This window comes from Paraburkholderia ginsengiterrae (assembly GCF_001645125.1).
In the GTDB taxonomy this organism is placed as follows: Bacteria; Pseudomonadota; Gammaproteobacteria; order Burkholderiales; family Burkholderiaceae; genus Paraburkholderia; species Paraburkholderia ginsengiterrae.
Genome location: NZ_LXKA01000338.1, coordinates 225,219 through 250,084 on the forward strand (window position 1 = coordinate 225,219; position 24,866 = coordinate 250,084).

Annotated in this window: 23 protein-coding genes; 7 read left to right on the plus strand and 16 right to left on the minus strand. The window is 62.3% G+C overall.

The window, feature by feature from the left end; genetic code table 11:
• Window positions 1-114: 114 nt before the first annotated feature.
• On the minus strand, window positions 115-1,026 hold the full coding sequence (locus tag A6V37_RS27795) for a helix-turn-helix domain-containing protein (protein WP_064271756.1): 912 nt from the start codon (window positions 1,024-1,026) through the stop codon (window positions 115-117).
• Between the two features lie 184 nt (window positions 1,027-1,210).
• Between A6V37_RS27795 and A6V37_RS27800 the strand changes: the two genes are divergently transcribed.
• On the plus strand, window positions 1,211-2,212 hold the full coding sequence (locus tag A6V37_RS27800; RefSeq protein WP_064271629.1) for a helix-turn-helix transcriptional regulator: 1,002 nt from the start codon (window positions 1,211-1,213) through the stop codon (window positions 2,210-2,212).
• Between the two features lie 81 nt (window positions 2,213-2,293).
• Here A6V37_RS27800 and A6V37_RS27805 read toward each other — a convergent pair whose 3' ends face one another.
• The 4 genes from A6V37_RS27805 to A6V37_RS27820 form a co-directional block, all read right to left on the minus strand.
• On the minus strand, window positions 2,294-2,815 hold the full coding sequence (locus tag A6V37_RS27805) for an acyltransferase (RefSeq protein ID WP_064271630.1): 522 nt from the start codon (window positions 2,813-2,815) through the stop codon (window positions 2,294-2,296).
• An 18-nt stretch (window positions 2,816-2,833) separates the two neighbouring features.
• Window positions 2,834-3,226 (minus strand): nuclear transport factor 2 family protein, encoded by a 393-nt coding sequence (locus tag A6V37_RS27810; protein ID WP_064271631.1) that lies wholly within the window; start codon window positions 3,224-3,226, stop codon window positions 2,834-2,836.
• 9 nt (window positions 3,227-3,235) lie between these two features.
• Window positions 3,236-4,021 carry an SDR family NAD(P)-dependent oxidoreductase gene (locus tag A6V37_RS27815; protein WP_064286501.1) on the minus strand — a complete coding sequence of 262 codons (786 nt, stop codon included), beginning with the start codon at window positions 4,019-4,021 and terminating at the stop codon, window positions 3,236-3,238.
• 99 nt (window positions 4,022-4,120) lie between these two features.
• Window positions 4,121-4,999, minus strand: a complete 879-nt coding sequence (locus tag A6V37_RS27820; RefSeq protein WP_064271757.1) for an alpha/beta fold hydrolase — start codon at window positions 4,997-4,999, stop codon at window positions 4,121-4,123.
• 195 nt (window positions 5,000-5,194) lie between these two features.
• Between A6V37_RS27820 and A6V37_RS27825 the strand changes: the two genes are divergently transcribed.
• From A6V37_RS27825 to dmpG, 6 genes are all read left to right on the plus strand, one after another.
• Entirely contained in the window at window positions 5,195-6,106 is a 912-nt protein-coding gene (locus A6V37_RS27825; RefSeq protein WP_064286502.1) for an SDR family oxidoreductase, read from the plus strand.
• Between the two features lie 139 nt (window positions 6,107-6,245).
• A complete protein-coding gene (locus A6V37_RS27830; RefSeq protein ID WP_082902898.1) occupies window positions 6,246-7,820 on the plus strand; it encodes a DUF1302 domain-containing protein in 1,575 nt (524 codons plus the stop codon).
• Window positions 7,821-7,920: 100 nt separating this feature from the next.
• Window positions 7,921-9,312, plus strand: a complete 1,392-nt coding sequence (locus A6V37_RS27835) for a DUF1329 domain-containing protein (protein WP_064271634.1) — start codon at window positions 7,921-7,923, stop codon at window positions 9,310-9,312.
• A gap of 80 nt (window positions 9,313-9,392) precedes the next feature.
• Complete coding sequence (gene dmpE / locus A6V37_RS27840) at window positions 9,393-10,175, plus strand: 2-oxopent-4-enoate hydratase (RefSeq protein WP_064271635.1); 783 nt, start codon at window positions 9,393-9,395, stop codon at window positions 10,173-10,175.
• A 34-nt stretch (window positions 10,176-10,209) separates the two neighbouring features.
• Complete coding sequence (locus A6V37_RS27845; RefSeq protein WP_064271636.1) at window positions 10,210-11,109, plus strand: acetaldehyde dehydrogenase (acetylating); 900 nt, start codon at window positions 10,210-10,212, stop codon at window positions 11,107-11,109.
• 10 nt (window positions 11,110-11,119) lie between these two features.
• Window positions 11,120-12,145 (plus strand): 4-hydroxy-2-oxovalerate aldolase, encoded by a 1,026-nt coding sequence (gene dmpG, locus A6V37_RS27850; RefSeq protein WP_064271637.1) that lies wholly within the window; start codon window positions 11,120-11,122, stop codon window positions 12,143-12,145.
• 135 nt (window positions 12,146-12,280) lie between these two features.
• Here the strand turns inward: dmpG and dhaK are convergent, their stop codons facing one another.
• The 11 genes from dhaK to A6V37_RS27905 all read right to left on the minus strand — a co-directional run bounded on the left by dhaK (window position 12,281) and on the right by A6V37_RS27905 (window position 24,785).
• Window positions 12,281-13,270, minus strand: coding sequence for a dihydroxyacetone kinase subunit DhaK (gene dhaK / locus A6V37_RS27855; RefSeq protein ID WP_064271638.1), 990 nt, complete (start codon window positions 13,268-13,270; stop codon window positions 12,281-12,283).
• Window positions 13,271-13,284: 14 nt separating this feature from the next.
• Complete coding sequence (gene dhaL / locus A6V37_RS27860) at window positions 13,285-13,923, minus strand: dihydroxyacetone kinase subunit DhaL (protein ID WP_064271639.1); 639 nt, start codon at window positions 13,921-13,923, stop codon at window positions 13,285-13,287.
• Entirely contained in the window at window positions 13,920-14,966 is a 1,047-nt protein-coding gene (locus tag A6V37_RS27865) for an ABC transporter ATP-binding protein (RefSeq protein WP_064271640.1), read from the minus strand. The genes dhaL and A6V37_RS27865 overlap by 4 nt, the downstream gene beginning before the upstream one ends.
• Window positions 14,959-16,062: an ABC transporter ATP-binding protein gene (locus tag A6V37_RS27870; protein ID WP_064271641.1), complete on the minus strand. Its 1,104-nt coding sequence runs from the start codon at window positions 16,060-16,062 to the stop codon at window positions 14,959-14,961. Before A6V37_RS27870 ends, A6V37_RS27865 begins: the two co-directional genes overlap by 8 nt.
• A 3-nt stretch (window positions 16,063-16,065) precedes the next feature.
• A complete protein-coding gene (locus tag A6V37_RS27875; protein WP_064271642.1) occupies window positions 16,066-16,260 on the minus strand; it encodes a hypothetical protein in 195 nt (64 codons plus the stop codon).
• Window positions 16,257-17,210: a carbohydrate ABC transporter permease gene (locus A6V37_RS27880; RefSeq protein ID WP_064271643.1), complete on the minus strand. Its 954-nt coding sequence runs from the start codon at window positions 17,208-17,210 to the stop codon at window positions 16,257-16,259. Before A6V37_RS27880 ends, A6V37_RS27875 begins: the two co-directional genes overlap by 4 nt.
• Window positions 17,207-18,163 carry a carbohydrate ABC transporter permease gene (locus tag A6V37_RS27885; RefSeq protein WP_064271644.1) on the minus strand — a complete coding sequence of 319 codons (957 nt, stop codon included), beginning with the start codon at window positions 18,161-18,163 and terminating at the stop codon, window positions 17,207-17,209. The genes A6V37_RS27880 and A6V37_RS27885 overlap by 4 nt, the downstream gene beginning before the upstream one ends.
• 68 nt (window positions 18,164-18,231) lie before the next feature.
• A complete protein-coding gene (locus A6V37_RS27890) occupies window positions 18,232-19,563 on the minus strand; it encodes an ABC transporter substrate-binding protein (protein WP_064271645.1) in 1,332 nt (443 codons plus the stop codon).
• A 113-nt stretch (window positions 19,564-19,676) separates the two neighbouring features.
• The gene (locus A6V37_RS27895; RefSeq protein WP_064271646.1) at window positions 19,677-20,696 is read right to left on the minus strand and encodes a LacI family DNA-binding transcriptional regulator; all 1,020 of its coding nucleotides are present in this window, start codon (window positions 20,694-20,696) and stop codon (window positions 19,677-19,679) included.
• A 377-nt stretch (window positions 20,697-21,073) separates the two neighbouring features.
• The gene (locus A6V37_RS27900; RefSeq protein ID WP_064271647.1) at window positions 21,074-22,153 is read right to left on the minus strand and encodes a 3-ketosteroid-9-alpha-monooxygenase, oxygenase component; all 1,080 of its coding nucleotides are present in this window, start codon (window positions 22,151-22,153) and stop codon (window positions 21,074-21,076) included.
• 163 nt (window positions 22,154-22,316) lie between these two features.
• On the minus strand, window positions 22,317-24,785 hold the full coding sequence (locus tag A6V37_RS27905) for an efflux RND transporter permease subunit (RefSeq protein ID WP_064271648.1): 2,469 nt from the start codon (window positions 24,783-24,785) through the stop codon (window positions 22,317-22,319).
• Window positions 24,786-24,866: the final 81 nt, after the last annotated feature.

Sequence of the window (24,866 nt, forward strand, 5' to 3'; positions counted from 1 at the left end):
AACGTCGCCACGAAAGTTCGTAGTTTGCAAGCCGCGCAATGCACAGCACACTGCGCAAAGTGGGTGGTTCCCGTAGGTCGGCTGTCCGCCATGTCCAGCCATGCAGTCCGTAGTTCAGCCGCGCAGCCGGTAAGCAAGCGGCGTCATGCCGTAGCCCTGCTTGAACTGCACGGAGAAATGACTGGCGTTCTCGAAACCAACCGCAATCGCAATCTGCAGCACAGTCCGATCGGTCGCGCGCAACAGCCGCGCCGCTTCCTCGAGCCGCATACGCGATACGAACTGATGCGGCGTCTCGCCGGTCTCACGGCGAAACACACGCGCAAAATGAAAACTGCTTAACCCCGCCTGTGCGGCCAGCTCGCTGATCGCCAGATCCGCGGCGAGATTAGCGCGAATGTAATCGGTTACGCGCCGGATCCGCCGCGGCACGAGGCGTTCCGGCTGGGCGGGCAAGCCGGTGCGCGCGCGGGCGCCGCGCGAATAATGCTGCAGCAGGTGGGCGGCGAGCGCATGAACCAGCGCGTCGACATACAGGCGCGAGTCGGCCGGATCAGCGGCGGCGCGATGCAATGCGGCAAGCATCTCGGCCACCAGCGGATCGCGAAACTGCATGGCATCGCCGAGCGACAGCTCGCGGGAACCGGCAAGCTCCATCTGATCGGCGACGCTGTCGATCAGGCTGCGCTCAATGTGCAGATGGACGGTCGACAGCGGCTCATCGCTGATCGAGCGCCAGCGCCACGAGATCGGCACGGGCGGCACAAACCAGACGTCGCCCATCCGCAGGTCGGCGCTCTCCCAGCGGCCGTCCAGGTTGCGCTCGAGATGCTCGGCGCCGCTCGCGAGCGTCATTAGCGTGAGGTCCCGCAAGCCGGGTGCTTCCAGCAGTTCCTGCTCGTCGGGTTCGAGATACGAGCGCAGCACCAGGTGCCGCCACGGGCGATCCACGCTCGAAATCAGTTTCTGGCCCGCCATGTAACGGTCGTAGGCGAGCGTCGTAGTCAGCTTTGGAATTCGTGCCATCACGTCCATTTCCAGGGAGGTGCCATATGCAAAGAGTGAACCCTGCCATACCCGCGTTGCCGGTCCGCAATCAGAGCAAGAACTCGAAAATGATAGCAAGGAACCGGCTACCGTAATTTTTGGAAATATCTGATCATTCAGGTTGTCGTCTTTCACGCGTTTCGAACGCCGGAGCTACCGTTTCATGGAACACGAATGCGATACGCTGCCGCATTGGCTGACCGGCTCGCCGCAAGGTGAAGCCGGGCACGCGTCGGCAGCATACAACTCGGCGGTTACCGCACCACCGGCTTACCCGGCCGGCACGCGGCAACTCGAGAAATCAGCCCACGCGGCTGAAGCATCCAGGGCATCCAACCGCACCGCAACAAACGCGGCGCCCACAGGCTTTCTCACGCTTTTCACCGAGGAGGAGATCGGTACGCCCTCGCCCGCCGCACGGCGCGCCGCGCCGGTTATCAGTCCGCTGGTGCGTTTTGGCAGCGCGCAGGACCGCATGGAGTTCGTGCGGCAGCGCATCAGGCAACTGGGTTTCGATTCGTTCAGCTATACCGCCACGCGCACGTCGGCGCATCACAAGACGATGTTCGTGCTGACCAGCTACGAGTCGCAGTCCTGGCTCACGCGCTATTTCCGCGAGCGTTATTTCGAGCTCGACCCGCGCGTGGCGCTGGCCTCGCCGACCGGCCTGCCGTTCCTCTGGAACACGGCCGACATGCGAGCCGACCTGCCGCGCGCGCAAATGCGTAGCGAGCGGCTCTGCGGCCTGATCGACATGCTCGAGGCGACCGGCCGCAAAAGCGGCATTCTCACGCAGATGCCGCTGCCCGAGCCGGAGCTGAGCGCATGCCTGTGCTTCAACTCGGAGATCGGCAATCCGCGCTGGATGACCGAATCGATCGTGGCCGAGACGCTGATGTTCGCGCACACGATCCATGAGTTCATCTGGACGCACGCGAAGAGCGTGATCGGCATCGCGCCCGCTCAGCAGCAGCGCGTCGCGCTGAGCGAGTTGCAGCATGCGGTGCTGAGGGCGGTCGTGCAGGGTCAGCGGGACAAGGAGATCGCCTACTTCCTCGGGCTGTCGCCGCATAACGTCGACTACCACCTGCGCCGTCTGCGGCAGCTGTTCAACGTGCGCAACCGCGTGCAGTTGATCAATGTCGCCCAGGCGTACGTGTCGTAGGGATTGAAGGAGTAGAAAGAAGGAAGCCGCGGCCGGCATGCATCGCCGATGCCGGCCGCGGCGAATAAAGTCACACGCCGTTCACACGCTGCGCATCGTGCGCAAGCAGTCTTCGGCCAGTTGCTGATAAAGCCGCGTCCCCGACGATTTCGCTCGAATCTCCTCGTCGCCCAGCCGGCGCACCACCCGCCCCGGCACGCCCGCCACCAGCACGCGCGGCGGCACCCGCCAATCCTTCTTGACGAACGCGCAGGCCGCCACGATGCAGGCCTCGCCGAGCACGACGCCGTCCATCACCACGGCGTGCATGCCGACCATGGTGTTGGGTTCGAGCGTCGCGCCGTGAATGATCGCGCTGTGGCCGACATGGCTGTCGACCCCGAGCCGGCAAGTATTGCCGACGCCGGTATGCAGCACGCAGGCGTCCTGGACATTACTACCGCGTTCGACCACGACCGCGCCGAAGTCGCCCCGCAGGCTCGCGTGCGGCCCGATATAGCAGCACGCACCCACCGTGACGTCGCCGATCAGCACCGCACTCGGATGCACATACGCCGAGGGGTCGACGCGCGGCCGTTTGCCGTTGAACTCGTAGAGCGCCATCGCGCGGTGGCCGCCGTGTCAGCCCGCGGCAGCGGACAGGTGATAGTCGTCGGCGCCCCAGTAAGCGCGCATGCGCACGATCTTGCCGGCCGCGTCGAAATCCATCACGTCGGTCACGTCGATATAGGCGGGCTGCCCGTCCTGCGCCGCGATATGCACGCGGAAACTGATCGACGCGCTATTGCCGTGCGAGCCGCGCGGCGGCGCCATCAGTTCGAGCCGCGCGCCCACCGAGGTCGCGTACGCATAAAACGCGTCGATCTCGCTGCGGCCCTCTTTCAGCGGCGTGCCGACCGGATCTTCGACGCTCGCGTTGCCGGCGAACAGCGCGGTGACGCGCGCCGTGTCGGCGGCGTTGAACGCCTCGATATAGTCGAGCAGGCGCGCCTTCATGTTTTCGCTGGAGTTCATCTGGGTTCCTCAGCGCGCGGTATAGCCGCCGTCGATCACCAGTTCCGTGCCCGTCACGTAGCGTCCCGCGGGTGAAACCAGATAGAGGATGCCGGAGGCGATATCCTGCGGATCGCCGATCTTCGCGAGCGGCACGAGCGTTTTCATGTGCGCGAAAATCTGCTCCGGATCGCCGAGCTTGGCGAACGCTTCCTCGAGCAGCGGCGTGCGGATAAAGCCCGGATGCACGGAATTCGCGCGGATATTCTGCGTGGCGTACAGCATCGCCTCGGTTTTCGCCATCAATCGCACCGCGCCCTTCGACGCATGATACGCCGGCACATCCGGCCCGCCGACCAGCCCGTACATCGACGACAGATTCACGATCGAGCCGCCGCCCGCCGCCAGCATGTGCGGAATCGCGTACTTGGTGCAGAGGAACACGCCCGTCACGTTCACGTCGATGACTTTCTGCCATTGCTGCAGCGTCATTTCGTGCGTCGGCAGATTTGCGCCTTCAATGCCCGCGTTGTTCACCAGCGCGTCGAGCCGGCCGAAGCGCGCGGCGATTTCCCCGAACACGCGCTGCACGTTGTCTTCCTGCGTGACGTCCATTTTCCAGAACGCCGCCTTGCCGCCCGACGCGTTGATCTCGGCGACCAGTTGCTCGCCGGCTTCCGAGAGCACGTCGAGCACGGCGATCGCCGAGCCCGCTGCCGCCAGCGTGCGCGCGGTCTGCGCGTCGATGCCGCGCGCGCCGCCGGTGATCGCGGTCACTTTGCCGCTCATGTCGAATAGCTGGTGGGGAAATGTCATACCGTCTCCGTCATGGTGTAGTTGGATGATGCGAGGCGCGCGGTTTCAAGCCCTTCTTAACCCGTTGAGAACGTTACGCGCCGCTGCCTGAAGGATGCCTCAAACCGCGCGCAGGTCAGCGAGAAATGCCAGACATTCGCGATTGAAATACCGCCGGTGCTCCACCATCACCCAGTGGCCGCAGCGATTCATCAGCACAAAGCGAGCGTCGGCGCAGTGCTCGAGGAAACGCATGGCGCCGCTCGCCGGATTGAAGCGGTCGTCGGTGCCCCAGAAACCGAGCACCGGGCATTTCAGCTCGGAGAGCCGCGCGGTAAGGTTCGGCACCTGCATGGTCGACAGCACTTCGGGCGGCTGCTGCTCGCATACGCGCAGGCGCTCGTCGACCAGCGCATCGGTGACGAGGCTGCGGTCGTACACGAGCATTTCGAGCAGTTGGCGCATCGTCAGCCGGTTCATTTGCCGGTTCGTGAAGAGCGCAACCATCTTCTGGATGCCGTCCATTTTGAAGTACGTCTCGCGTTCTTCGACACCGCCGGGCGCCATCATGATCAGGCTATCGACGTCCTCCGGATAATCGAGCGCATATTTCAGCGCGATCGCGCCGCCGAGCGAATTGCCGAGCAGAGTCGCCCGCCCGATGCCGTTCGCGGTGAGTTGCGCACGCAATGCGCTGACGAAGAAGTCGAGCGTGTACTTCGCGTCCGCGGGCTTCGAAGACGCGCCGTAGCCCGGCAGATCGACCACGATCGCGCGATGACCCGCCGCGGCAAACTGCGGATAGTTGTGCTTGAAATTGCTGAAGCCGCTCGCGCCTGGCCCGCTGCCGTGAATGAACACGACGGGCGCGCCGCTGCCGGCTTCGAAGTGATGCAGCATGAGGCCGCCGGGCACTTCGGTGAAAATCCCGGTGGGCGGCTGCGCGGATGGCTGTGTTTGGGGCGCGGCTTCCTGAATCTCGGTGGGCGTTGCGGTCATGCTCGCTTGTCTCCAGTCCCATACAAAATGGTTGCGGTCTCGCGCCGCGCTCTTCGGCGCGGCAAATGGTGTGCGAGTCGCCAGCACGGCCATCATCAGCGCGAACGCCAACCCTGGCATCGTCTTTTCAGACTACGAGGCGCCGCCGCATTTCTCCTACCATCGGGCCCACACGAACCGAGGGAGACAGCGGCAATGATGGAAATCGATTTCACCGGCAAGGTGGTGCTCGTGACCGGCGGCACCAAAGGGATCGGCGCGGGCATCGCACAGGCGTTCGCCGACGCGGGCGCAACGGTGTATGTGTGCGGACGCACACCGCCTGGGGCCGCCACCGCCAAGGAGCACGCGGACGTGACCCGCAATGCGCGGGGCGCCGAGTCAGCCAGCGCCCACGAGGGCACGAGCCCCAATTTGCACGCCAGCACGCGCCGGCCGGCACCACGCTTCATCGCCGCCGACGTGCGCGACATCGACGCGATCGACGCCATGCTTGCGCAGATCGAGACCGAAGCCGGGCGCCTCGACGTCGTCATCAACAACGCGGGCGGCGCGCCGTTCGCGCTCGCCGCCGAGGCCTCGCCGCGCTTCACCGAAGCGGTGATCCGCCTGAACCTGCTCGCTCCGCTTCAGCTCGCGCAACGCGCCAATGCGCGGATGCAGCGCCAGCCTGAAGGCGGCGTGCTGCTGTTCATTGGCAGTGTGAGCGGCTTGCGGCCCTCGCCCGGCACGGCCGCATACGGCGCGGCCAAAGCGGGCCTGCTCAATGCGGTGCGTTCGCTCGCGGTCGAATGGGCGCCCAAGGTGCGTGTGTGTGCCGTGAGCCCGAGTCTTGTGGAAACCGAGGCCGCCACGAGCGGTCACACTGGCGCGTCCGCAACCGGAACGGACGCCGGCCCGCAAAACCCGCTCGCCGCCATCGCGGCGACCGTTCCCGCAGGTCGTCTCGCCCAGCCTGCCGACATCGCGGCCGCGTGCCTCTATCTAGCCTCACCGTACGCGGCGTACGCGTCGGGCAGCAACCTGATTCTCGAAGGCGGCGGCGAAGTGCCGGCATTTCTCGCCGCCACCGGCATGCATCAGGCCTTTGCTTCACAGCCTGGTTAGCAGTCCGATGCCCCTGCCCGAAAGTGACCCGCACGCCCCCAGGACAATCGACTAGTCCGTTTTGACGATTCTCGCGCCGCACGCGCCCCCTAACCTCTGAGCACAACAAATTTTCAAATGTGACCACAGAGGAGACACGATGCAGATCAACGGAACACTGGAGCGCGCACCGGCAATGCGCGCGGTGTGCACGGCATGCAAGCTCGCGATGCTGGCGGCGGCGACGCTTACCGTGGCCCCCGCCTATGCGGGCGACACGGTCAACCTCGGCGCGGACACCACGCTCGATTACACCTTCACGCTCGGCTACGGCCTGGGCATGCGCACGCGTGCGCCGAGCGGCAATCTGCTGCAGCCCGCGAACATCAACGGTGACGACGGCGACCGCAACTTCGCCAAAAACAAGCTGATCGAGAATCAGGTGAGCCTGCTTGGCGAAGTGAACCTGAAGCACGACGACTGGGGCGTGTTCGTGCGCGCCAACGTGTTCTATGATCAGGCCTACCATCGCCCGAACAACAACGACTCGCCCTTCACCGTCAACCATAGTGGCTCGTACAACCAGTTCACCAGCGACGCGAGCTACTTTGCCGGCGGCTACCCGCAGTTGCTCGCAGCCTACGCGTACGACACGATCCACCTGGGCGGCACGAACCTGAACGTCAAGGTCGGCGAGCAGGTGGTCGCGTGGGGCGAAAGCGTGTTCTTCCCGAACATCGCCGGCGCTCAGGGGCCGGCCAATGCAACCGCCAGTTATGTGGCCGGCGCGGAGGTCAAGGACATCCTGCTGCCCGTGCCGCAGATTTCGACGCAGTGGCAGCTCTCGCCTAACTTCAGCCTGCTCGGCTATTACCAGTTTGCATTCCAGCCGAACCGGCTCGTGCCGCCGGGCGCTTACTGGAGCTATTCGGACGTCGTTGGCCCCGGCGCGCAATACATCATCGGGCCGGGCGGCATCCAGATTCCGCGCGGCAACGACATCAGACCGAAAGGCGACGACCAGTGGGGCGTGGGCGCACGCTGGCGCGTGTTCGGCGACACCGAAATCGGTGCGTACTACCTGCACTACAACGACATGAACCCGAGCGTCGTGACGACGTTCTTCCCGACGCTGCAGTATCAGGAAAAGTACTTCGATCACATCAAGCTCACCGGCCTCTCCTTCTCGACCGATCTGAACGGTGTGAACGTCGCGGGTGAAACGTCATACCGGCAAGGCGCCGCGGTGCTCGTGAATACACCCGCGGGCGCTCAGTCGACGCGCGGCGACGTATGGCAATCGAATCTCTCGGCGATCTACTCGATCGGACCGACTTTCCTTGCCGCATCGCAAACGCTGGTGGGTGAAGTCTCGTATGTGCACGCCGGCAACCTCACGCCGATCATGGGTTCGACGACGCTCGCCAACACACGCAACTCCGCCGCGTTCGAGGTGGCATGGACGCTCAGCTACAAGAACGTGTTCAACGGCTGGGACCTCGACGTACCGCTCACCTATGCCGACGACTTCACCGGCAAGTCCGCACTGTCCGGTGGACTGGGTTCATTGACCGGCGTGGGCGACCACCGTGTGACGGTCGGCGTGAACTTCACGCGCCTCTCCAACCTGAAACTCGGGCTCGTGTACGCGAAATTCCTCGGCCGTCCGGACCCGAACAACCGGCCGCTCGCCGATCGCGACTACGTGCTCGCTACCGCGACGTATTCGTTCTGATGTGGCGCGCCGGGATGAAATCGTGCGATGAGTCACCGGCGCCGCGCCACGCGCATCACCCTTTGAATCAGCCGTCTTTTTACTGCAGGAGGATTTGGTCATGAGTCGAATTTTCAATCCCGCATTGCGCCTGTGCGTGTTCGCCGCGGGCGCGGCGTTCGCTGCTGCCGCAGTCGCCCCATCGTTCGCCAAAACCAGCCCGGAAGATATCGCCAAGCTCGAAGGTCCGCTCACGCCGATGGGCGCCGAGCGCGCAGGCAACGCCGACGGCACGATCCCCGCGTGGAGCGGCAAGTGGTTCGGCACGCCCCCTGGCGTCGACTACAAGCCGGGGCAGCGCTTCCCCGATCCGTACGCGAGCGAAAAGCCGCTCTTCGTGATCACCGCGCAAAACATGCAGCAGTACGAAGCACGCCTGACCGACGGCGAAAAGGCGTTGCTGAAGAAATATCCGGACACCTTCAAGATTCCGGTCTATCCGAGCCATCGCGACTTCAGCTACGGTGACGCGGTGTACAAGAACATCCGCCTGTACGCGCCGTCCACCACCATGACGAAAGACCAGAACGGCCTGACGGAATTCCCGCCCGTCTCGCCGTTCCCGGTGCCGAAGAACGGCGTGGAGGCCATGTGGAATTTGCGCTTCGCTTCGGCCGTCGAGGGCGAAACCGCAACCTACGACCAGGCCGTGGTCTATCCGGACGGCAATATCGCGTGGGGCAAGGTGCAATACGCGATTTACGGCCCGCGCAGCGCGGATCATTTCGATCCGAAGAACGCGCTGAACTCGAAGAGCTTCTTCCGCATGACCACCATGCTGCCGCTCTCTGATCGCGGAACGATTATCACCGGCTTCGAGATGTGGAACCAGGAAGGCTCCGACACGCGCCGCACCTGGTCGTATAACCCCGGCACCCGGCGCGTGCGTCAGGCGCCGGAATTCGGTTTCGACCAGCCCCAGGGCCCGGGCGGCTTTCGTACCGTCGATGACGACCGCCTCTTCAACGGCTCGGGCGAGCGTTACGACTGGAAGATCCTCGGCAAGCGCGAGGTGTACGTGCCGTACGACAACTACAAGCTGATGGACCCGTCGATCAAGTACACCGATGTGCTCACCAAGGGTCACGAGAACACGCAGTACATGCGCTTCGAACTGCATCGCGTGTGGGTGTTGCAGGCGACGCTGAAATCCGGCTACCGCCATCAATACGCGAAACGTGTGCTGTATCTCGACGAGGACACGTGGAATGCCGTGACCGCCGACAACTACGACGCACGCGGCACGCTGTGGCGCACCAACCTTGCGCCGACGCTGTATGCGTATGACGCCAAGGCGTTCTATTCGACCTCCGTGTTCTATCACGACCTGATTTCGGGCGCCTACTACGCCGACCGTCTGTCGAATCAGGAACCGATGCCGGCACTCACCGCCAGCTCGCAACTGACCGAAGCGTACTTCTCGCCTGACGCGATTCGCGGCGCGGGCAACTGAGCCTGAAAGCGCATCTCTGCGCGCAAGAGCCGGGCCGCGATCACGCGGCCCGGCTGCCACCCTTTTTATTCGTGCATGCCATGACCTCGACACTTCACGCCGAACTCGGCGACACGCTTTATCGCGCATGGCGTGAGCGCACGCCCATCGCGCCCTTCTCCGCGCGCGCGGACGGCTTGCCGATTGCCGACGCCTACCAAGTGCAACAGCACTTCGTCGCGCGCCGCATTGAAGCAGGCGAAACCATTGTCGGCAAGAAGATCGGCGTGACGAGCAAGGTCGTGCAGGACATGCTCGACGTGCGTCAGCCGGACTTCGGCGTGCTGCTCTCCGGCATGCACTACGTGGCCGGCGAGGAAATCGCAATCGACACGCTGATCCAGCCGCGCGCCGAAGGCGAAATCGCGTTCTATCTGAAACAGGATCTGCGCGGTCCTGGCGTGACGCGCGAAGCCGTGCTCGCCGCCACCGAATCCGTCGGTGCGTGCTTCGAGATCGTCGACTCGCGCATTCGCGACTGGGCGATCCGCATTGGCGACACCGTCGCCGACAACGCTTCCTGCGGCGTCTACGTGCTCGGCGATGAGCGCGTGGCGCCCGCCGCGCTCGATCTCGCCGCCTGCCGCATGACGCTCGACAAGAACGGCCGGCGGGTCGCCGAGGGTGTCGGCGCCGCCGCCTTGGGCCACCCTGCCGACGCCGTCGCGTGGCTCGCGAACACGTTAGGTGAACTAGGCGTGCCCCTGCTCGCCGGCGAAGTCGTGCTGTCCGGATCGCTGGCGGCATTGATTCCCGTTGCGCGCGGCGACGCGCTGGAGATGCATATCGAAGGCATCGGCGGTTGCTCGGTGCGCTTTGTCTGATTGCTTGACCGTCTCTTACTTAAGGATGCATTGAATGAGCAAGATCAAATGCGCGTTGATCGGGCCTGGCAACATCGGCACCGATCTGCTGTACAAACTGCGTCGCAGCGCGGTGCTCGAACCGGTCTGGATGGTCGGCGTCGATGCCGCTTCCGAAGGTCTCGCGCGCGCCCGCGAGTTTGGCCTGAAGACCACCGCCGAAGGGGTCGACGGCCTGCTGCCGCATCTGGCCGCTGACGATATCCGCATTGCCTTCGACGCCACCTCGGCGTACGTGCACCGCGAGCATTCCGACAAGCTGACCGCGCGCGGCGTGCGCGTGATCGACCTGACGCCTGCCGCGATCGGCCCGTTCTGCGTGCCGCCCGTCAATCTCGCCGCTCAGAACGACCAGCAGGTGATGAACGTGAACATGGTCACATGCGGCGGCCAGGCGACTATTCCGATGGTCCATGCCGTGTCGCGCGTGCAAAAGGTGGTGTACGGCGAGATTGTCGCGACCGTGTCGTCGCGTTCGGTCGGCCCCGGCACGCGCAAGAACATCGACGAGTTCACACGCACAACGTCGCGCGCGATCGAGCAGATTGGCGGCGCGGCCGTGGGCAAGGCGATCATTGTGATCAACCCTGCCGAGCCGCCGCTCATCATGCGCGACACCATTCATTGCCTGACCGAGAGCGAGCCGGACATCGACGCGATCACGGCCTCCGTGCATGCGATGGTCGAAGAAGTACGGCAATACGTGCCCGGCTATACGCTCAAGAACGGCCCTGTGTTCGACGGCAAGCGCGTTTCCGTTTTCATGGAAGTCGAAGGTCTGGGCGACTATTTGCCGAAGTACGCAGGCAATCTCGACATCATGACCGCGGCCGCCGCGCGCACCGCCGAAGTCTTTGCCCAACAGATGCTTGCCGCATCGCCCGCCACTGCATAAGGAGCCGACCATGTCACTAGCAGGAACCCGCATTACCGTACACGACATGACGTTGCGCGACGGCATGCACCCCAAGCGCCATCAGATATCGCTGGACCAGATGCGCACGATTGCGCGCGGCCTCGACGCGGCCGGCGTGCCGCTGATTGAAGTCACGCATGGCGATGGTTTGGGTGGTGCTTCGGTTAACTATGGTTTTCCGGCGCATACCGATGAGGCGTATCTGAGTGCCGTGATTGGCGAGCTGAAGCAGGCGAAGGTCTCTGCTCTGCTGCTGCCTGGCATTGGCACGGTCGAGCATTTGCGCATGGCGCACGGTCTCGGCGTGCATACGATTCGCGTGGCGACGCACTGCACTGAGGCGGACGTGTCCGAGCAGCATATTGGTCTTGCCCGCAAGCTCGAAATGGATACCGTTGGGTTTCTGATGATGGCGCATATGGCGCCGCCTGAGCAGCTCGTCGAGCAGGCGAAGCTGATGGAATCGTATGGGGCCAATTGCATCTATATCACTGACTCGGCTGGGTATATGTTGCCTGATGATGTGACTGCACGGATTGGTCAGGTACGCGCCGCGTTGAAGCCGGAGACCGAGCTTGGGTTTCATGGGCATCACAATCTGGCGATGGGGGTGGCGAATTCGATTGCCGCGGTGGCCGCGGGAGCTAATCGGATTGATGCTGCGGCCGCCGGGCTTGGGGCTGGGGCTGGGAATACGCCGATGGAAGTGTTTGTCGCCGTCTGCGAGCGGATGGGGATTCAGACTGGGGTTGATGTGTTCAAGATCTCCGATGTCGCTGAGGATCTCGTGCTGCCTATTATGGATGCGCCGATTCGGATTGATCGGGATGCTTTGACTCTTGGTTATGCGGGGGTTTATTCGTCGTTCTTGCTGTTTGCCAAGCGGGCTGAGGCTAAATACAAAGTACCTGCGCGGGATATTCTTGTTGAGCTTGGGAGGCAGCGGCTCGTGGGGGGGCAGGAGGATATGATTGAGGATACGGCTTTGACTATTGTTAAAAGGCGGGCGGCTTAACTGGATTTTTTTGCCTGCTCGGCGATTTTGTCTGTGATCCTAAGGTGTTTGCATTTCCTCGCTTTCTTAGTGATCGATTAGCGTTGCCCCTGTGCGGGGCAACCTTTAGAGAATCCCTTGCTCTACCAGCGCGCCCTACATCCCCCAACGCAACGACGGCGTATGGACCGGGCTGTCCCAGTGGCGCGCCATTTCGTCGTCCAGCACGCATAATGTAATCGACGCGCCCGCCATCTCGAGCGAAGTCGTCAGTGCACCCACCTGTGCCCGGCCGACCTTCAGGTCCCGTTGCTGGAGCCACGCGCGCGTTGAGTTGAAGAGCAGGTAAAGCTCGCCAAGCGGTGTTCCACCAAGGCCGTTGATGAGCACCAGCAATTCAGCTCCGGTTTGGGGCTTGAGGTCATCGACGATCGCTTTGAGCAGCTCTCCCGCAATCGCATCGGCCCCCGCAAACTTCGCCCGGCGCCGGCCCGGCTCGCCATGAATGCCGACGCCGACTTCGATCTCGTCGTCGCCAATCTTGAACGTCAGGGTGCCGGCCGCCGGCACAGTGCAACTGGTGAAGGCCACGCCCATCGACGCAGTGCGCTTGTTGATCCGGTCGCCAAATGCCTTGCATTGTTCAAGGTCTGCTCCGCTTTCCGCCATGCTGCCGACCAGCTTCTCCACGATCACCGCACCCGCGACCCCGCGACGTCCGGTGGTATAACTCGAGTTTTCTACGGCCACATCGTCGTTGATCAGCACCATCGCGTTCGGGATCTCCGTCATTTCCGCCGCCATTTCGAAGTTCATCAGATCACCAGAGTAATTTTTCACGATGAACAGCACGCCGGCCCCGGTATCGACGGCGGCGGCAGCGGCCATCATCTGGTCCGGTGTGGGCGACGTGAAGATCTGACCTGGGCAGGCCGCGTCGAGCATCCCGTAGCCGACAAAACCCGAATGCAGTGGCTCATGTCCCGAGCCGCCTCCCGATATCAGAGCCACCTTGCCAGGGTTGAGCGTCTTGCGCCTCACGAACACGGGTTCGTTGTTGACCACGACCAGGTCGCTATGCGCGGCGGCAAATCCCGCCAGGCTTTCGGCGAGGAAATCGTCGACACGGTTGATGAATTTTTTCATGGTCTGGCCTCCATTCACTGTTGGTTTCGCGCGAGATGCGCGCACACCGCCGCAATCATGATCTGACTGGAACGCGCACCGGGATCGATATGACCACGCGAGCGTTCGCCCAGAAACGATGCCCGCCCTTTGGTCGCGAGCATGTCGCGGGTGGCGAGCATGTTCTCTTCGGCCACCCGTGGCAGCGTATCGAGCACCGTCTGCCGGATCGTGGGCGATCCGGTTGCAGCCAGTTCGGTAAAGCGCGCGGCTACCGGAATCAGCACGTCCATCATCGTCTTACTGCCGACTCCAGTTTTGCCCCGCTGTCGGACCGCCTCGACGCCGGCCGAATAGATACGCGCAAAACCCGCGATGTCCATGGGATTGTTCACGGAGGCTTTCGACATCCCGCTCAGCAACGAAAAGAACAGCGGCCCGGATGATCCGCCGACCGTCGACAGCACTTTGCTCGCCGCCAGTTGCAACGCGGCCGCCAAGGTTTCCGCTTCGATGTCCGCGCGCACTGCGAGCAAGGCCTCCATGCCGCGCAGCAGATTGAAGATGTGATCGCCGTCGCCGATCTGCTGGTCGAGTAAGGCGATTTCATCCGTGTGCTCCTTCAGCGCTGCGTATGCGGCGTTGATACACTCCATGACCGCTTTGCCGCTCATGTCGGAATCCTCCTGCCGTCTGCACGGAAATATAGAAGACAGCGAGCGGGCAGCGACACGCCCACCGACTGCCCCGGGCTGAAATTGCGCTCGGCCATTGTGGTCGCCACAACCGCGGTTCCAGCGCGTTCCAGAATCAGAAGATGACGCAATGGCGAGTACTCGAGCACCTTCAGGTCGAGTGCGTCGCGTGCATGATGGGTGCCGGGTGCATCACGCGCGTCGCCGTCGTGCAGCACCACGTCTTCAGGACGAATCGCCACGGTCGCGGTGCCGGTCGGCACCGCGACTGAATCGAACAGCGTTGGAGGCAGCAGGTTGATCGGCGGCGAGCCGAGCCGCTGCGCCGCGCTCAATGAAACCGGATTGCTGTAGACCTCGCGCGGTGTGCCGAGCTGCACCAGACGGCCGTGTTCAAGAATGCCGATGCGGTCGGCCAGTGTGGTGGCTTCCACCTGATCATGCGTGACGTAGAGAATGGTCGCGCCAATCGTACGATGCAGCCGCTTCAGCTCGATACGCAATTCCTCGCGTAGTTTTGCATCGAGCGATGACAGCGGTTCGTCCATCAGAAACACTTTCGGCTCGCGCACGAGCGCACGCCCTATCGCGACGCGCTGCATCTCGCCGCCCGACAAATGCGTTGCCATGTTGTCGAGCTTCGCTTCCATATGCAGCATCTGCGCGACCGCGTGCACGCGCGCGCGGACCTGTTCCTCGCTGCTGCGACGACGTGGCGAACGCAGCGGAAACGCAAGATTGCCAAACACAGTCAGATGCGGATACAACGAGTATTGCTGAAAGATAAACGCGACATCGCGATCGGAAGGATGCACGCCGGTGGCGACCACGCCGTCGATTAGCACGTCGCCGGCATCGGGGCGTTCGAGTCCCGCGATCAAACGCAGCGTAGTGGTTTTTCCCGCGCCGCTCGGTCCGAGCAGCACGACGAACTCGCCGTCTTTCACGTCGATCGACAGGTCGTCCACCGCAACGATGTTGCCGAAGCGCTTCGATACATTGCGTAGCTGGATTTCAGCCATAACCGCCTCCGTTGGCACAATGCGTGGCAGCAGCGCCCGGCAGCAGCCGTTCAGTAGCGGCGTCATAAAGCAGCGTTCGTTCTTTCCGAAACGACAGCCCGACGGTCGTGCCCGCGGCAACACTGTCGTCTTTGCTTGCCCGCACGCGCACGACGCCGAGCGCGGTTTCAACCGCCAATACCTGGTGCGAGCCGAGATATGCGTCGGCGATCACTTGACCGCGCAGCGGGCCGTGCTCGTCGATCACGATGTGCTCCGGTCTGATTCCCAGTAACACGCGCGCGGCGGCGGCATCGCAACGTGGCACGGACACCGCCGCGCCATGCAGACTCACCTGCTCCTGGCCTGCCATAACAGCTCCGTCAACGGGCAGGAAATTCATGGGCGGACTGCCGATGAAGTTGCCGACGAAGACAGTCGCGGGGAAGTGATAGATCTCATGGGGCGAGCCCGCCTGCAACACTTCGCCCTGGTTCATCACCACGATATCGTCTGCCATGGCCATGGCCTCGCTCTGATCGTGTGTGACGTACACCGTGGTGGCGGCGAGCGCATTGTGCAGTTTGCGCAATTCGAGGCACATCAGTTCACGAAAGTCCGCATCGAGCGTGCCGAGCGGTTCGTCCATCAAAAATGCTTTCGGTTGCCGCACGATCGCGCGGCCGAGCGCCACGCGCTGCCGGTCGCCGCCGGACAAACCTCCCGTCTTGCGATCGAGAATGTTCTCGATGCGCAGCATATGCGCCGCCGCGTCAACACGGGCGGCGATCTCGCGGCGCGATACATGCTCGTTTTTCAACGGGAACGCGATGTTATTGCGCACCGTCATGTGCGGATACAGCGCGAACATCTGAAACACGAAGGCAATGTCGCGTTGCCTCGCGCGCAGTGCCGTAACGTCCCCGCCGTCGATCAGGATCTGACCCGAGGTCGGCAACTCCAGTCCGGCGATCATTCGCAGCGTCGTGGTCTTGCCGCAACCCGACGGGCCCAGCAGCACAACGAAGCGGCCCGCGCCGATCGTCAGGCTGGTGTCACGCACCGCGACGAAATCGCCGAAGCGCTTATGAAGGTGGGAGAGAGCGATCGCGGACATGATTCACTCAGGGAAGTGGCTGGTGACGACGAATGCAAGCGCGCCCACCAGTATGACCGGAAACGACCAGGTGAAGAGCGCAAGCGAAAACGGCTGCACCAGCATCGCTACCCCCAGACCGATCAAGACCGTCGAAGCGCCCTCGCTGTAGCTACGGCGCAGCAGCCGGCCGCGCGGCAAAACGGCTTCACGTTTCATTTGCGCACCGCTCCAAAGGTGATGCCACGCAACAGATGCTTGCGAAGCAGGACGGTGAAGAAGAGGATCGGCAGCACAAACAGGGTCGTCGCTGCTGCCACAGCGGGCCAGTCCTGGCCACCTTCGCCGATGATGAACGGGATGAATGGCGGCATCGTCTGCGCCTCGCCGCTCGTCAGCAGCGAGGCGAACGCGTACTCGTTCCACGCGAAGATCAGGCAGAAGATCGCCGTGGCGGCGATGCCGGTCATTGCCTGCGGCAACACCACCTTCACAAAGGCCTGTAAGCGCGTGTAGCCGTCCACCAACGCAGCCTCCTCGTACTCGCGCGGGATCTCATCCATGAAGCCCTTGAGAAGCCATACCGCCAATGACACATTGACCGCCGTGTACAGCACGATCATGCCGACATAGCTGTCGCTCAACCCTAGCGCGCGGTACATCAGGTAGATCGGAATGGCGACCGCGATAGGTGGCATCATTCGTGTCGACAGAATGAAGAACAGCAGATCGTCGGACAGAGGCACCTTGAAGCGCGAGAACGCGTAGGCCGCGAGCGTGCCGAGAAAAACCGCCAGAAACGTCGAGCCGAAACCAATGACGAGCGAATTCACGAAGCGCGGCAAGACCTTGGACGGCCCGGCGATCACCATATTGCGCTTGCGTACCTCGCGCTCATACCAGGTCTGGGCAGGGGGTAAGCTCGCGATGAATTCCGGCGTTTGCCGCGAGCGGATCGTGAACAGATTCACATAGCCCTCCAGCGAAGGCTGAAACAACACAACGGGAGGATAGGCAATCGCATCTTCCTGCGTCTTGAAGCTCGTCAGGAAGATCCAGACCATCGGCAGCGTGGCGATGAGCGCATAAGTGATAACGACCGCGGCCGCAAACCGCTTGCCGCGCGGCGACGACGCTACCACCGAATATTGGGTCGTAGTCGGTCTCATCGCTGTTTCATCCGGTTGAGCGCCTTCACGTAGATACTCGCCGCGCCAAAGACCGTCACGAACAGGATGATCGCGAGCGCCGACGAATAGCCGGTTTGCCATTTCTCGAATGCGGCACGCTTGAGCGTGATCGACACGGTCTCTGTCACCGACCCAGGGCCGCCCGATGTGAGCAGGTTCACCATGTCGAACATCTTGAAGTTTTCGATGCCGCGAAACAGGACTGCCAGCATCAGGAACGGCATGGTCATAGGCAACGTGATCGACCAGAACTGACGCCACGGCGTCGCGCGGTCCACTTCCGCTGCTTCGTAGATATAGTCGGGGATTGAACGCAGGCCCGCCAGGCAGATGAGCATGACGTACGGTGTCCACATCCACGTATCGACCATCACAATGGTCCACGGCGCGAGCGGTACGTCGCCGATCATCTGGAACGACGCCGGCGCGATACCGGTGAAGAAGCTGACGATATCGTTGAAAAGCCCCGTCTGCGGTTGCAGCAGGAAGGTCCAGAAGTTGCCGACCACAGCAGGCGACAGCATCATCGGCAGCAGGATTAGCGTGGTCCAGAAGCTATGTCCGCGGAACTGCCGGTTGATCAGCAATGCAAGACTGAAACCCAGCAACACCTCCAGCCCGACCGACCAGAACACGAAACGCGCGGTCACCTGCATCGCGTACCAGATATCTTCGTCGGTCAGGATGTCGACATAATTGTCGATGCCGACAAAACGCGCCGGTACGCTCGGCATGTTCGACTTGAAGTTGGTGAACGACAGTCGAAGCGCCCAGATCAACGGGAATATGTTGATCGCGAGCAGCAGCAGAATGGTCGGAAGAATGAAGAGCCACGCGATGGCCCGATCCGACAGTCCGCTTAGCCGCTTCGCGATGCGCGTCGACGCACCCGCTTCGAGACTCGTGGGAGAAAAAGGTTTATCTGCCAACATGCCTGGCTCCTTTAAGCGGACCAGAGACAGGCCTTCAGCCGTCGCCGGTCCATTCAAGTCCAGCTGAGCTAATACTTCCCTTCTTGCTTAAAGACCTTGGTCCAGTCTTTCACCAGCAGATCCAACGCATCTTTGGCCGTACCCTTGTCGGCTACGACGTAGTCGTGCACGCGCTTCTGCATGTCGAGCAACAGTTCGGCATAAGCTGGCTCTGCCCAGAAATCTTTGACGATTGCCATCGACTTCAGGAAGGCCGGTGCAAATGGCGCGCTCTTCGGAAAATCCGGTGCGTCGACCACTGATTTTGCCGCCGAATAGCCACCCAGTTGCCACCATTTCTTCTGCACGTCAGGTTGCGCAAACCACTTGATATACTCGAGCGCGTCTTCTTTATGATCCGAGTACGACACGACCGAAATGCCCTGCCCGCCCAGTTGCGTGTATTGCTTCAGCTCACGCGGATTGACGAAGAAGCCGATCTTGTCGCCGCCAACGTTCGGGTCTTTATAAAGCCCTGGAAAGAACGCAAACCAGTTCATCTGCATCGCCACCTGACCTGACTTGAACGCGTCGAGTCCTTCCTGCATGTAGGCGTTGGTCATGCCCGGCGCCGTGCAGCACTTGTAGAGCGCCTTGTAGTATTCGAGCCCCTTCACCGCGCCTGGCGAGTTCACGAATCCATCGAGGTGATAGGGCTTCTTGGGATCCTGATACTCAAAGCCGAAGTTGTACATGGCGTTGGTCACTCCCATAGTGATCCCCTCGGATCCACGCTCCGTGAAGATATACACGCCATAGACCGTCTTGCCGTCAATCTTGCGACCCTGGAAGAATTCTGCAGTCTGCTTGAGTTCATCGAGCGTATTGGGCGGCGCGAGTTCACGGTTGTATTTCTGCTTGAATTCCGCGCGTAGCTCCGGGCGTGCAAACCAGTCCTTACGGTAGGTCCATCCGACCGCGTCAGCCATCGCAGGTAAGGCCCAATAGTTCGGCGTATCCTTTGGCCACTCCGAATATCCCACCACCGTTGCCGGCACGAAGTCGTCCATGGAGATCTTGTTCTTGGTGAAGAAGTCGTTGAGCTTTACGTAATGCCCATTGACCGCCGCGCCGCCGATCCACTGACTGTCGCCAATGATCAGATCACACAGTTTGCCGTGCGAATTGAGTTCGTTGATGAAGCGGTCCGCATAACTGGTCCATGGCACGAACTCGAACTTCATCTTGATGCCGGTCTTGGCCGTGAAATCCTTCGACAGTTCGACCAGTGCATTGGCGGGATCCCATGCCGCCCAGCAGAGTGTCAACTGCTTGTCCTGTGCGTGCGCGCCCGTTGCAATGCCGAGCCCCAGCGATATGAGGGTTGCCGCCACTAACCTCGCTGACGTTAGACGTAACATGTCTCTTCTCCTTGTCTTTCTCGAATCTCCAACCTGATGACATTCAGCGCCCATGCGCCGGGCACCGTATTTCGGCTCTGGCAGATCAGAAGTCGGTCCGCGTGTCGCGAGCGTCAGGCATGCGCATTCTCACGAAGATAAATCCGGGTTTCCGGCGTGGGGATGGCAAGCGCCCCCCGGACGTCGTTAAGAAAGTTAATGGCGGCGAGCCCCGCCCAATGAACGATGCCGCGGACGTCCTGATCGAGGATCACGTCGATCGCGCGTTCGGATAGTTGGGTGCGGGTTTCCGCGGTGCATTCGTGGCCGATCAGGACCAGGTGGTCCTTGTCGCCTGACTCCTGCAATGCCGCCGCGATGCCGGAGATGCCACCGCCTGTCACATAGACCCCGACGAGATCTGCATGGCGCGCGCGCAAGCCCTGCACGGCAAGACCGGCGCCGTCGTCGTCTTCCGCGAAGTCCGACTCGGCGACCCAGCGCAGGTTGCGGAAATCCTCTTCCAGCACCTGCGAAAATCCGGTGCGCCGCTCCACCTGATCATGCAGACGGGACGATCCCGATAGTACGGCGACCGTGCCGAGCCGCATGCCCAGAAAGCGGCCCATCAGCAATCCCGCGGTGCGTCCGGCAATCCGGTTGTCGACGCCGACATATGCGTTGCGGCGGCTTGCAGGCAAATCGGAGAACACCGTAACGACCGGCACGTCAGCGTCGCTCATCTCTTCGATGAAACGCTCCACCCAGGGATAGTCGAGCGGTGCGAGAACCAGTGCGTCGTAGTCGACCACCTGAGCGGCGAATGCAGCGGTGTCGCGCTGGGTGGAGAAGTCACACCGGTAAAACGAGGGGGTGATGCGGTGCTCGCGAAAAAAACTGGCAGACAGCGCAATGTCGCGTTCGACGTGATCCAGAAAGCGCGAGTTGACTTGTGGAAGTACGAACGCGACGCGGAATGAACTGACTTTTGCTGGACGGCCGCGGCTTGCCCGCTCGTCGCGCAGACTGGCGAGCGCCAGGTGAACACGCTCGGCGGTCTCCGGACGCACAGCATGATCGTCGCGCAAGACACGATCGACCGTGGCGACGCTTACGCCGGCTCGACGCGCAATCATCGTACGAGTAGCCGGCATGGGTCTCCTCCGGTGCCGAGCGTTGGATGGTTTTGTTTACAGAAAGTAGTTTTTTCTGAAAAAAATGCAAGCTTTTTCTTCAATAAAAAAGCGTCATTTTTTGGATAAACAGAGCAGCCCCTATTAGAAGACCACTTTGGTGCGGTCTCCTAATAGGGGCCATAAGGGGAATGGAGCGCGCATGGGGTGGGGTTGTCCATCGACGAAGCGCAGGCACGCTCGCCTACCGTCAGGGCATGGCGGATTTGACGCGACGGTTGACCCGTATCCCGAAGGCCCCACGTACCGCTATCACACGGCGGTATCTACAAGCCAGCCGGACTCCCGACCGCGCGATGGACGGTCGGGCGTTTGACCTGAAGAAAAACCCAACACCCTCAGGAGCCTTCAAACACATGCCGCAAAGCCGGCGGCACCCCTCCATCGCGAACCTTAATCTCAACGACCTTCCTGGCAGTACTAGAAGGCCGCACATCAGCAACATCAAGATAAAACTGCGAATACCAATCCCGCATCTGATACAACGGCCCATCACCTTCGCACAACAAAGGATTATCAATCCGCGTCTTGGAATCCCAAATCGCCACATCCTCATAGAACGCGGCCTGCGCCTGCTTCGAATACGCGCGCGCAATTTCCATGTTTTCTGCATCCGACAAGCCGGGTACCTTCTTCACCATCACCCCGTAACGCAGCTCGAAGCTGTTCATATCAATCGGCACGTGACAGTTCAGCAAGATCGAATGAATCGGATGCCCGCCGCTGCGCCCCGTCATCTCGGTGATGTGATAAGCCGGACCAAAATACGTGGACAAAGCAACCAGCTCATCATCGCCAAGACGCTCACTGCGCCCAACCAGCAACTGCGTCGCCTTATGTCCTTCGAACAGGTTAGCGAAGTAGTCGACCGGCGCGCCATGCACGGTCGCAAAGTGCGCCATGTCCGAAATATTGTCCACCAGCTCCCGGCAGTTAGTGCCGATCACCATTAGGTCCACCACCCAATCCGACCACTCGTCGGAGAAGCACGCGTCGATTCGCGGAATCGCCACCTCGTCACCCGGCGGGTTGCCTTCAGGGTCGTGCCAGATGAACAGCAAATTGTTCTGCTCGCAAGTCTGCCAGGTGCCGATCTTCGCCTTGGGCGGAATCCGCTTGCAGTACGGAATGGACTGGCAATTGCCGTCGCCGCCCCACTGCCAGCCGTGAAAAGGACACACCAGCGTGTCGCCGTCCACGCGGCCCGTGCTCAGATCGGCGCCCATGTGCGGGCAGTATCCGTCGACCACGTTCACACGGCCGTGCGAATCCATAAACGCTGCAAGACGCTGGCCGAAAATGTTCAGCGTATGCGGCTTGCCATCCTTGTAGTCGCTCGCGAGACCGAGGCAATGCCAGCCGCGCGCATAGCGCTGCACGAGCGGCTGCGCTTCGATTTTGTAGGGACGTGCGGACATCTGTTATCTCCTCCAATGGATAGGGCGGCGCGTCCTGCGCGCCGCCGTCATAGGTATGCTCGGCAAACGCGCGAATTCGCGCGCTCACGCCTGACGATAGACGCCGCTTACGGTTCGCTCATCGTCCTGTCGGACTAGATTCCGCAACGCCACGCAACACGTCCTATCGCGCCGAATTTCCATGTTCGAGCGCCGCCGGCTGCACCGTCTTGACCGTCACCGCGGCGGGCGCGCCCCCCGCCGCAGTGGCCACGCCGGCGCGCCGTTCCGCGCGCTCCACGCCGAGCCAGGCCGCAAGCGCGGGCAGCAGAAACACTGCGCCGAACAGGTTCACGAGGAACATGAAGGCAAGCAGCACGCCCATGTCCACCTGGAACTTCAGCGCGGAAAACGCCCAGGTGCCCACGCCGATGAACATCGTCACCGCGGTAAACAAAGCCGCCGTGCCGCGTTGGCGCATCGCGGCCGCGAACGCGGCGGGCAGGCTCGCGCCGCCGCGCACCTCGTGCTGCAGGCGTTCATACAGATAGATGCCGTAGTCGACGCCCACGCCGACGCCCAACGTGATCACCGGCAAGGTGGCCACCTTCAGGCCGATCCCGAGCCACGCCATCACCGCATTGCACAGAATCGACACCACCGTCAGCGGAACGACGATGCACAGCACCGCGCGCCACGAGCGGAACGTCACGATGCACAGCAGCGCAATCGCGCCGAAAATCGACAGCAGCATCGCCACTTCGGCCTCGGCCACCGCTTCGTTGGTCGCCGCCATCACGCCCACATTGCCGCCCGCCAGCCTGAACGCCACGTTCGGTGTGTGATCCTGCGCGGCGAGGCGCTTGATCTCGTCGACAATGTGCGCAATGGTCTTGCCCTCGTGATTCGTGGTGTAGATCAGCACCTGAATCACCTGGCAGTTCTCGGTGTTCATGCCGTTGTCTGGATCGAAGGCATTGGCGCCTTGCGTGAGACCCTCGGTCGAACGCGGCAGCGCGCCCCAACGCGGATTGCCCTCATTGAAGGCGGCAATCGAAATCTTCGCCAGCGACGGCACGCTCACCACCGACTGCACCCCCGCCACGCCGCGCATCTGCATTTCAAAGCGCTCGATCGCGCTCATCACCGGATAGTGCAGACAGGCATCGTCGAAACCGCTCGTCTCGACGAACACCGACAGCGCATCGACGCCAATGTCGTACTGGCTCGTGATGCGCGCGTTGTCGACGTTGTAGCGCGAGTTGGCGCGCAACTCGGGCGCGCCGGAGCCGATATCGCCAATCTGCAGATTGCGCGACGCCTGAGCGCCGACCGCGAGCAACACCAGCGCGGCGGCGAACACGCCGAGCGCCGGCGCGGGCCGGGCAAACACGGCGAAGCGCGCCCACAGCCGGCTGCCGCCCGCCGCCGCGCGGCGCTGCGCGCGCGCGAGCGTGCCGCGCTCGAGCCGCGTGTAGGACAGCAGGATCGGCAAAAACACTTTGTTGGTAATGATCATCAGCAGCACGCCGAGGCACGCCGTCACGCCCAGCTCACGCACGATCTCGATCTGGATGCGCATGATCACCATGAAGCCCAGCGCATTCGTCAGCAACGCCACGGTGCCCGGCACGAACAGCTTGCGAAACGCGTCGCGCGCGGCATCGACGGACGACTGACCGGTCACCAGCGCCTGTTTCCATGCATTCGTCATCTGCACGGCGTGCGAGACACCGATCGAGAAGATCAGGAACGGCACGAGAATCGACATCGGATCGATGCCAAGCCCGAGGATCGGCAGCGCGCCGAGCAGCCACACCACCGGCAGCAACGCAACGAACAACGCAAGCGCGGTGGTCTTCGCCGAACGCGTGTAGAGCAGCAGCAGCGCGGCGGTAATCAGAAACGCCAGCGCGAAGAAGCTGATCACGCCACTAATGCCCGACTCCACGTCGCCGACCAGTTTCGCAAAGCCGATGATGTCAACCTCGACATCCTGATTCGAATAACGCGCGCGAATCTGTTCGAGCTGCCGAGCCACCGCGCCGTAGTCCAGGTGCTTGCCGGTCGTGGGGTCGGTCTCGCGCAACTCCGCACGGATCAGCGCGGAATGCAGGTCGTTGCCGACCAGCCGGCCAATCTGCCCGGAGCGCGCGACGTTGCGGCGCACGGTGGCGAGATCGTTGGGATTCGCGCTGCTGAACTGGCCAGGCACGACCACGTCGCCGCGAAAACCGGCCTCGGTCACTTCCGTGTAGCGCACGTTCGGCGTGAACAGCGAGAACACGCGCGAGCGATTCACGCCGGGGATGAAGAACACGTCGTCGGTGGCGTGGCGCAGGTCGTCCATGAACGCCTGGTTGTAGATGTCGCCGTGGCCCTTCCAGCGCAGGCTCACGAGTATCGTATTCGCACCGGGAAAGGCGCTCGCGTAGCGATTGAACACCTGCATGTACGGGTGCTGCATCGGGATCATCTTGTTGAACCCGGGATCGAGGCGCAGCCGCGTCGCGGACCAGCCGAGCGCCACCGTCAGCGCGAGACAGAGCGTAAGCAGAATGCGCCGGTGCCGCATGATGGCGTCGGCGCAGCATTCGACGAAACGCGCGAGGCGCGACGAAGAGCGGGAAGAAGAATGTGACGAAGCGTTCATGATGCGTCTCACGGCAAGACAACGGCAAAGCGACGGGAAACCCCGGGAAGCCCCGCGAACGCGGCCGATGAACGGCCGGCG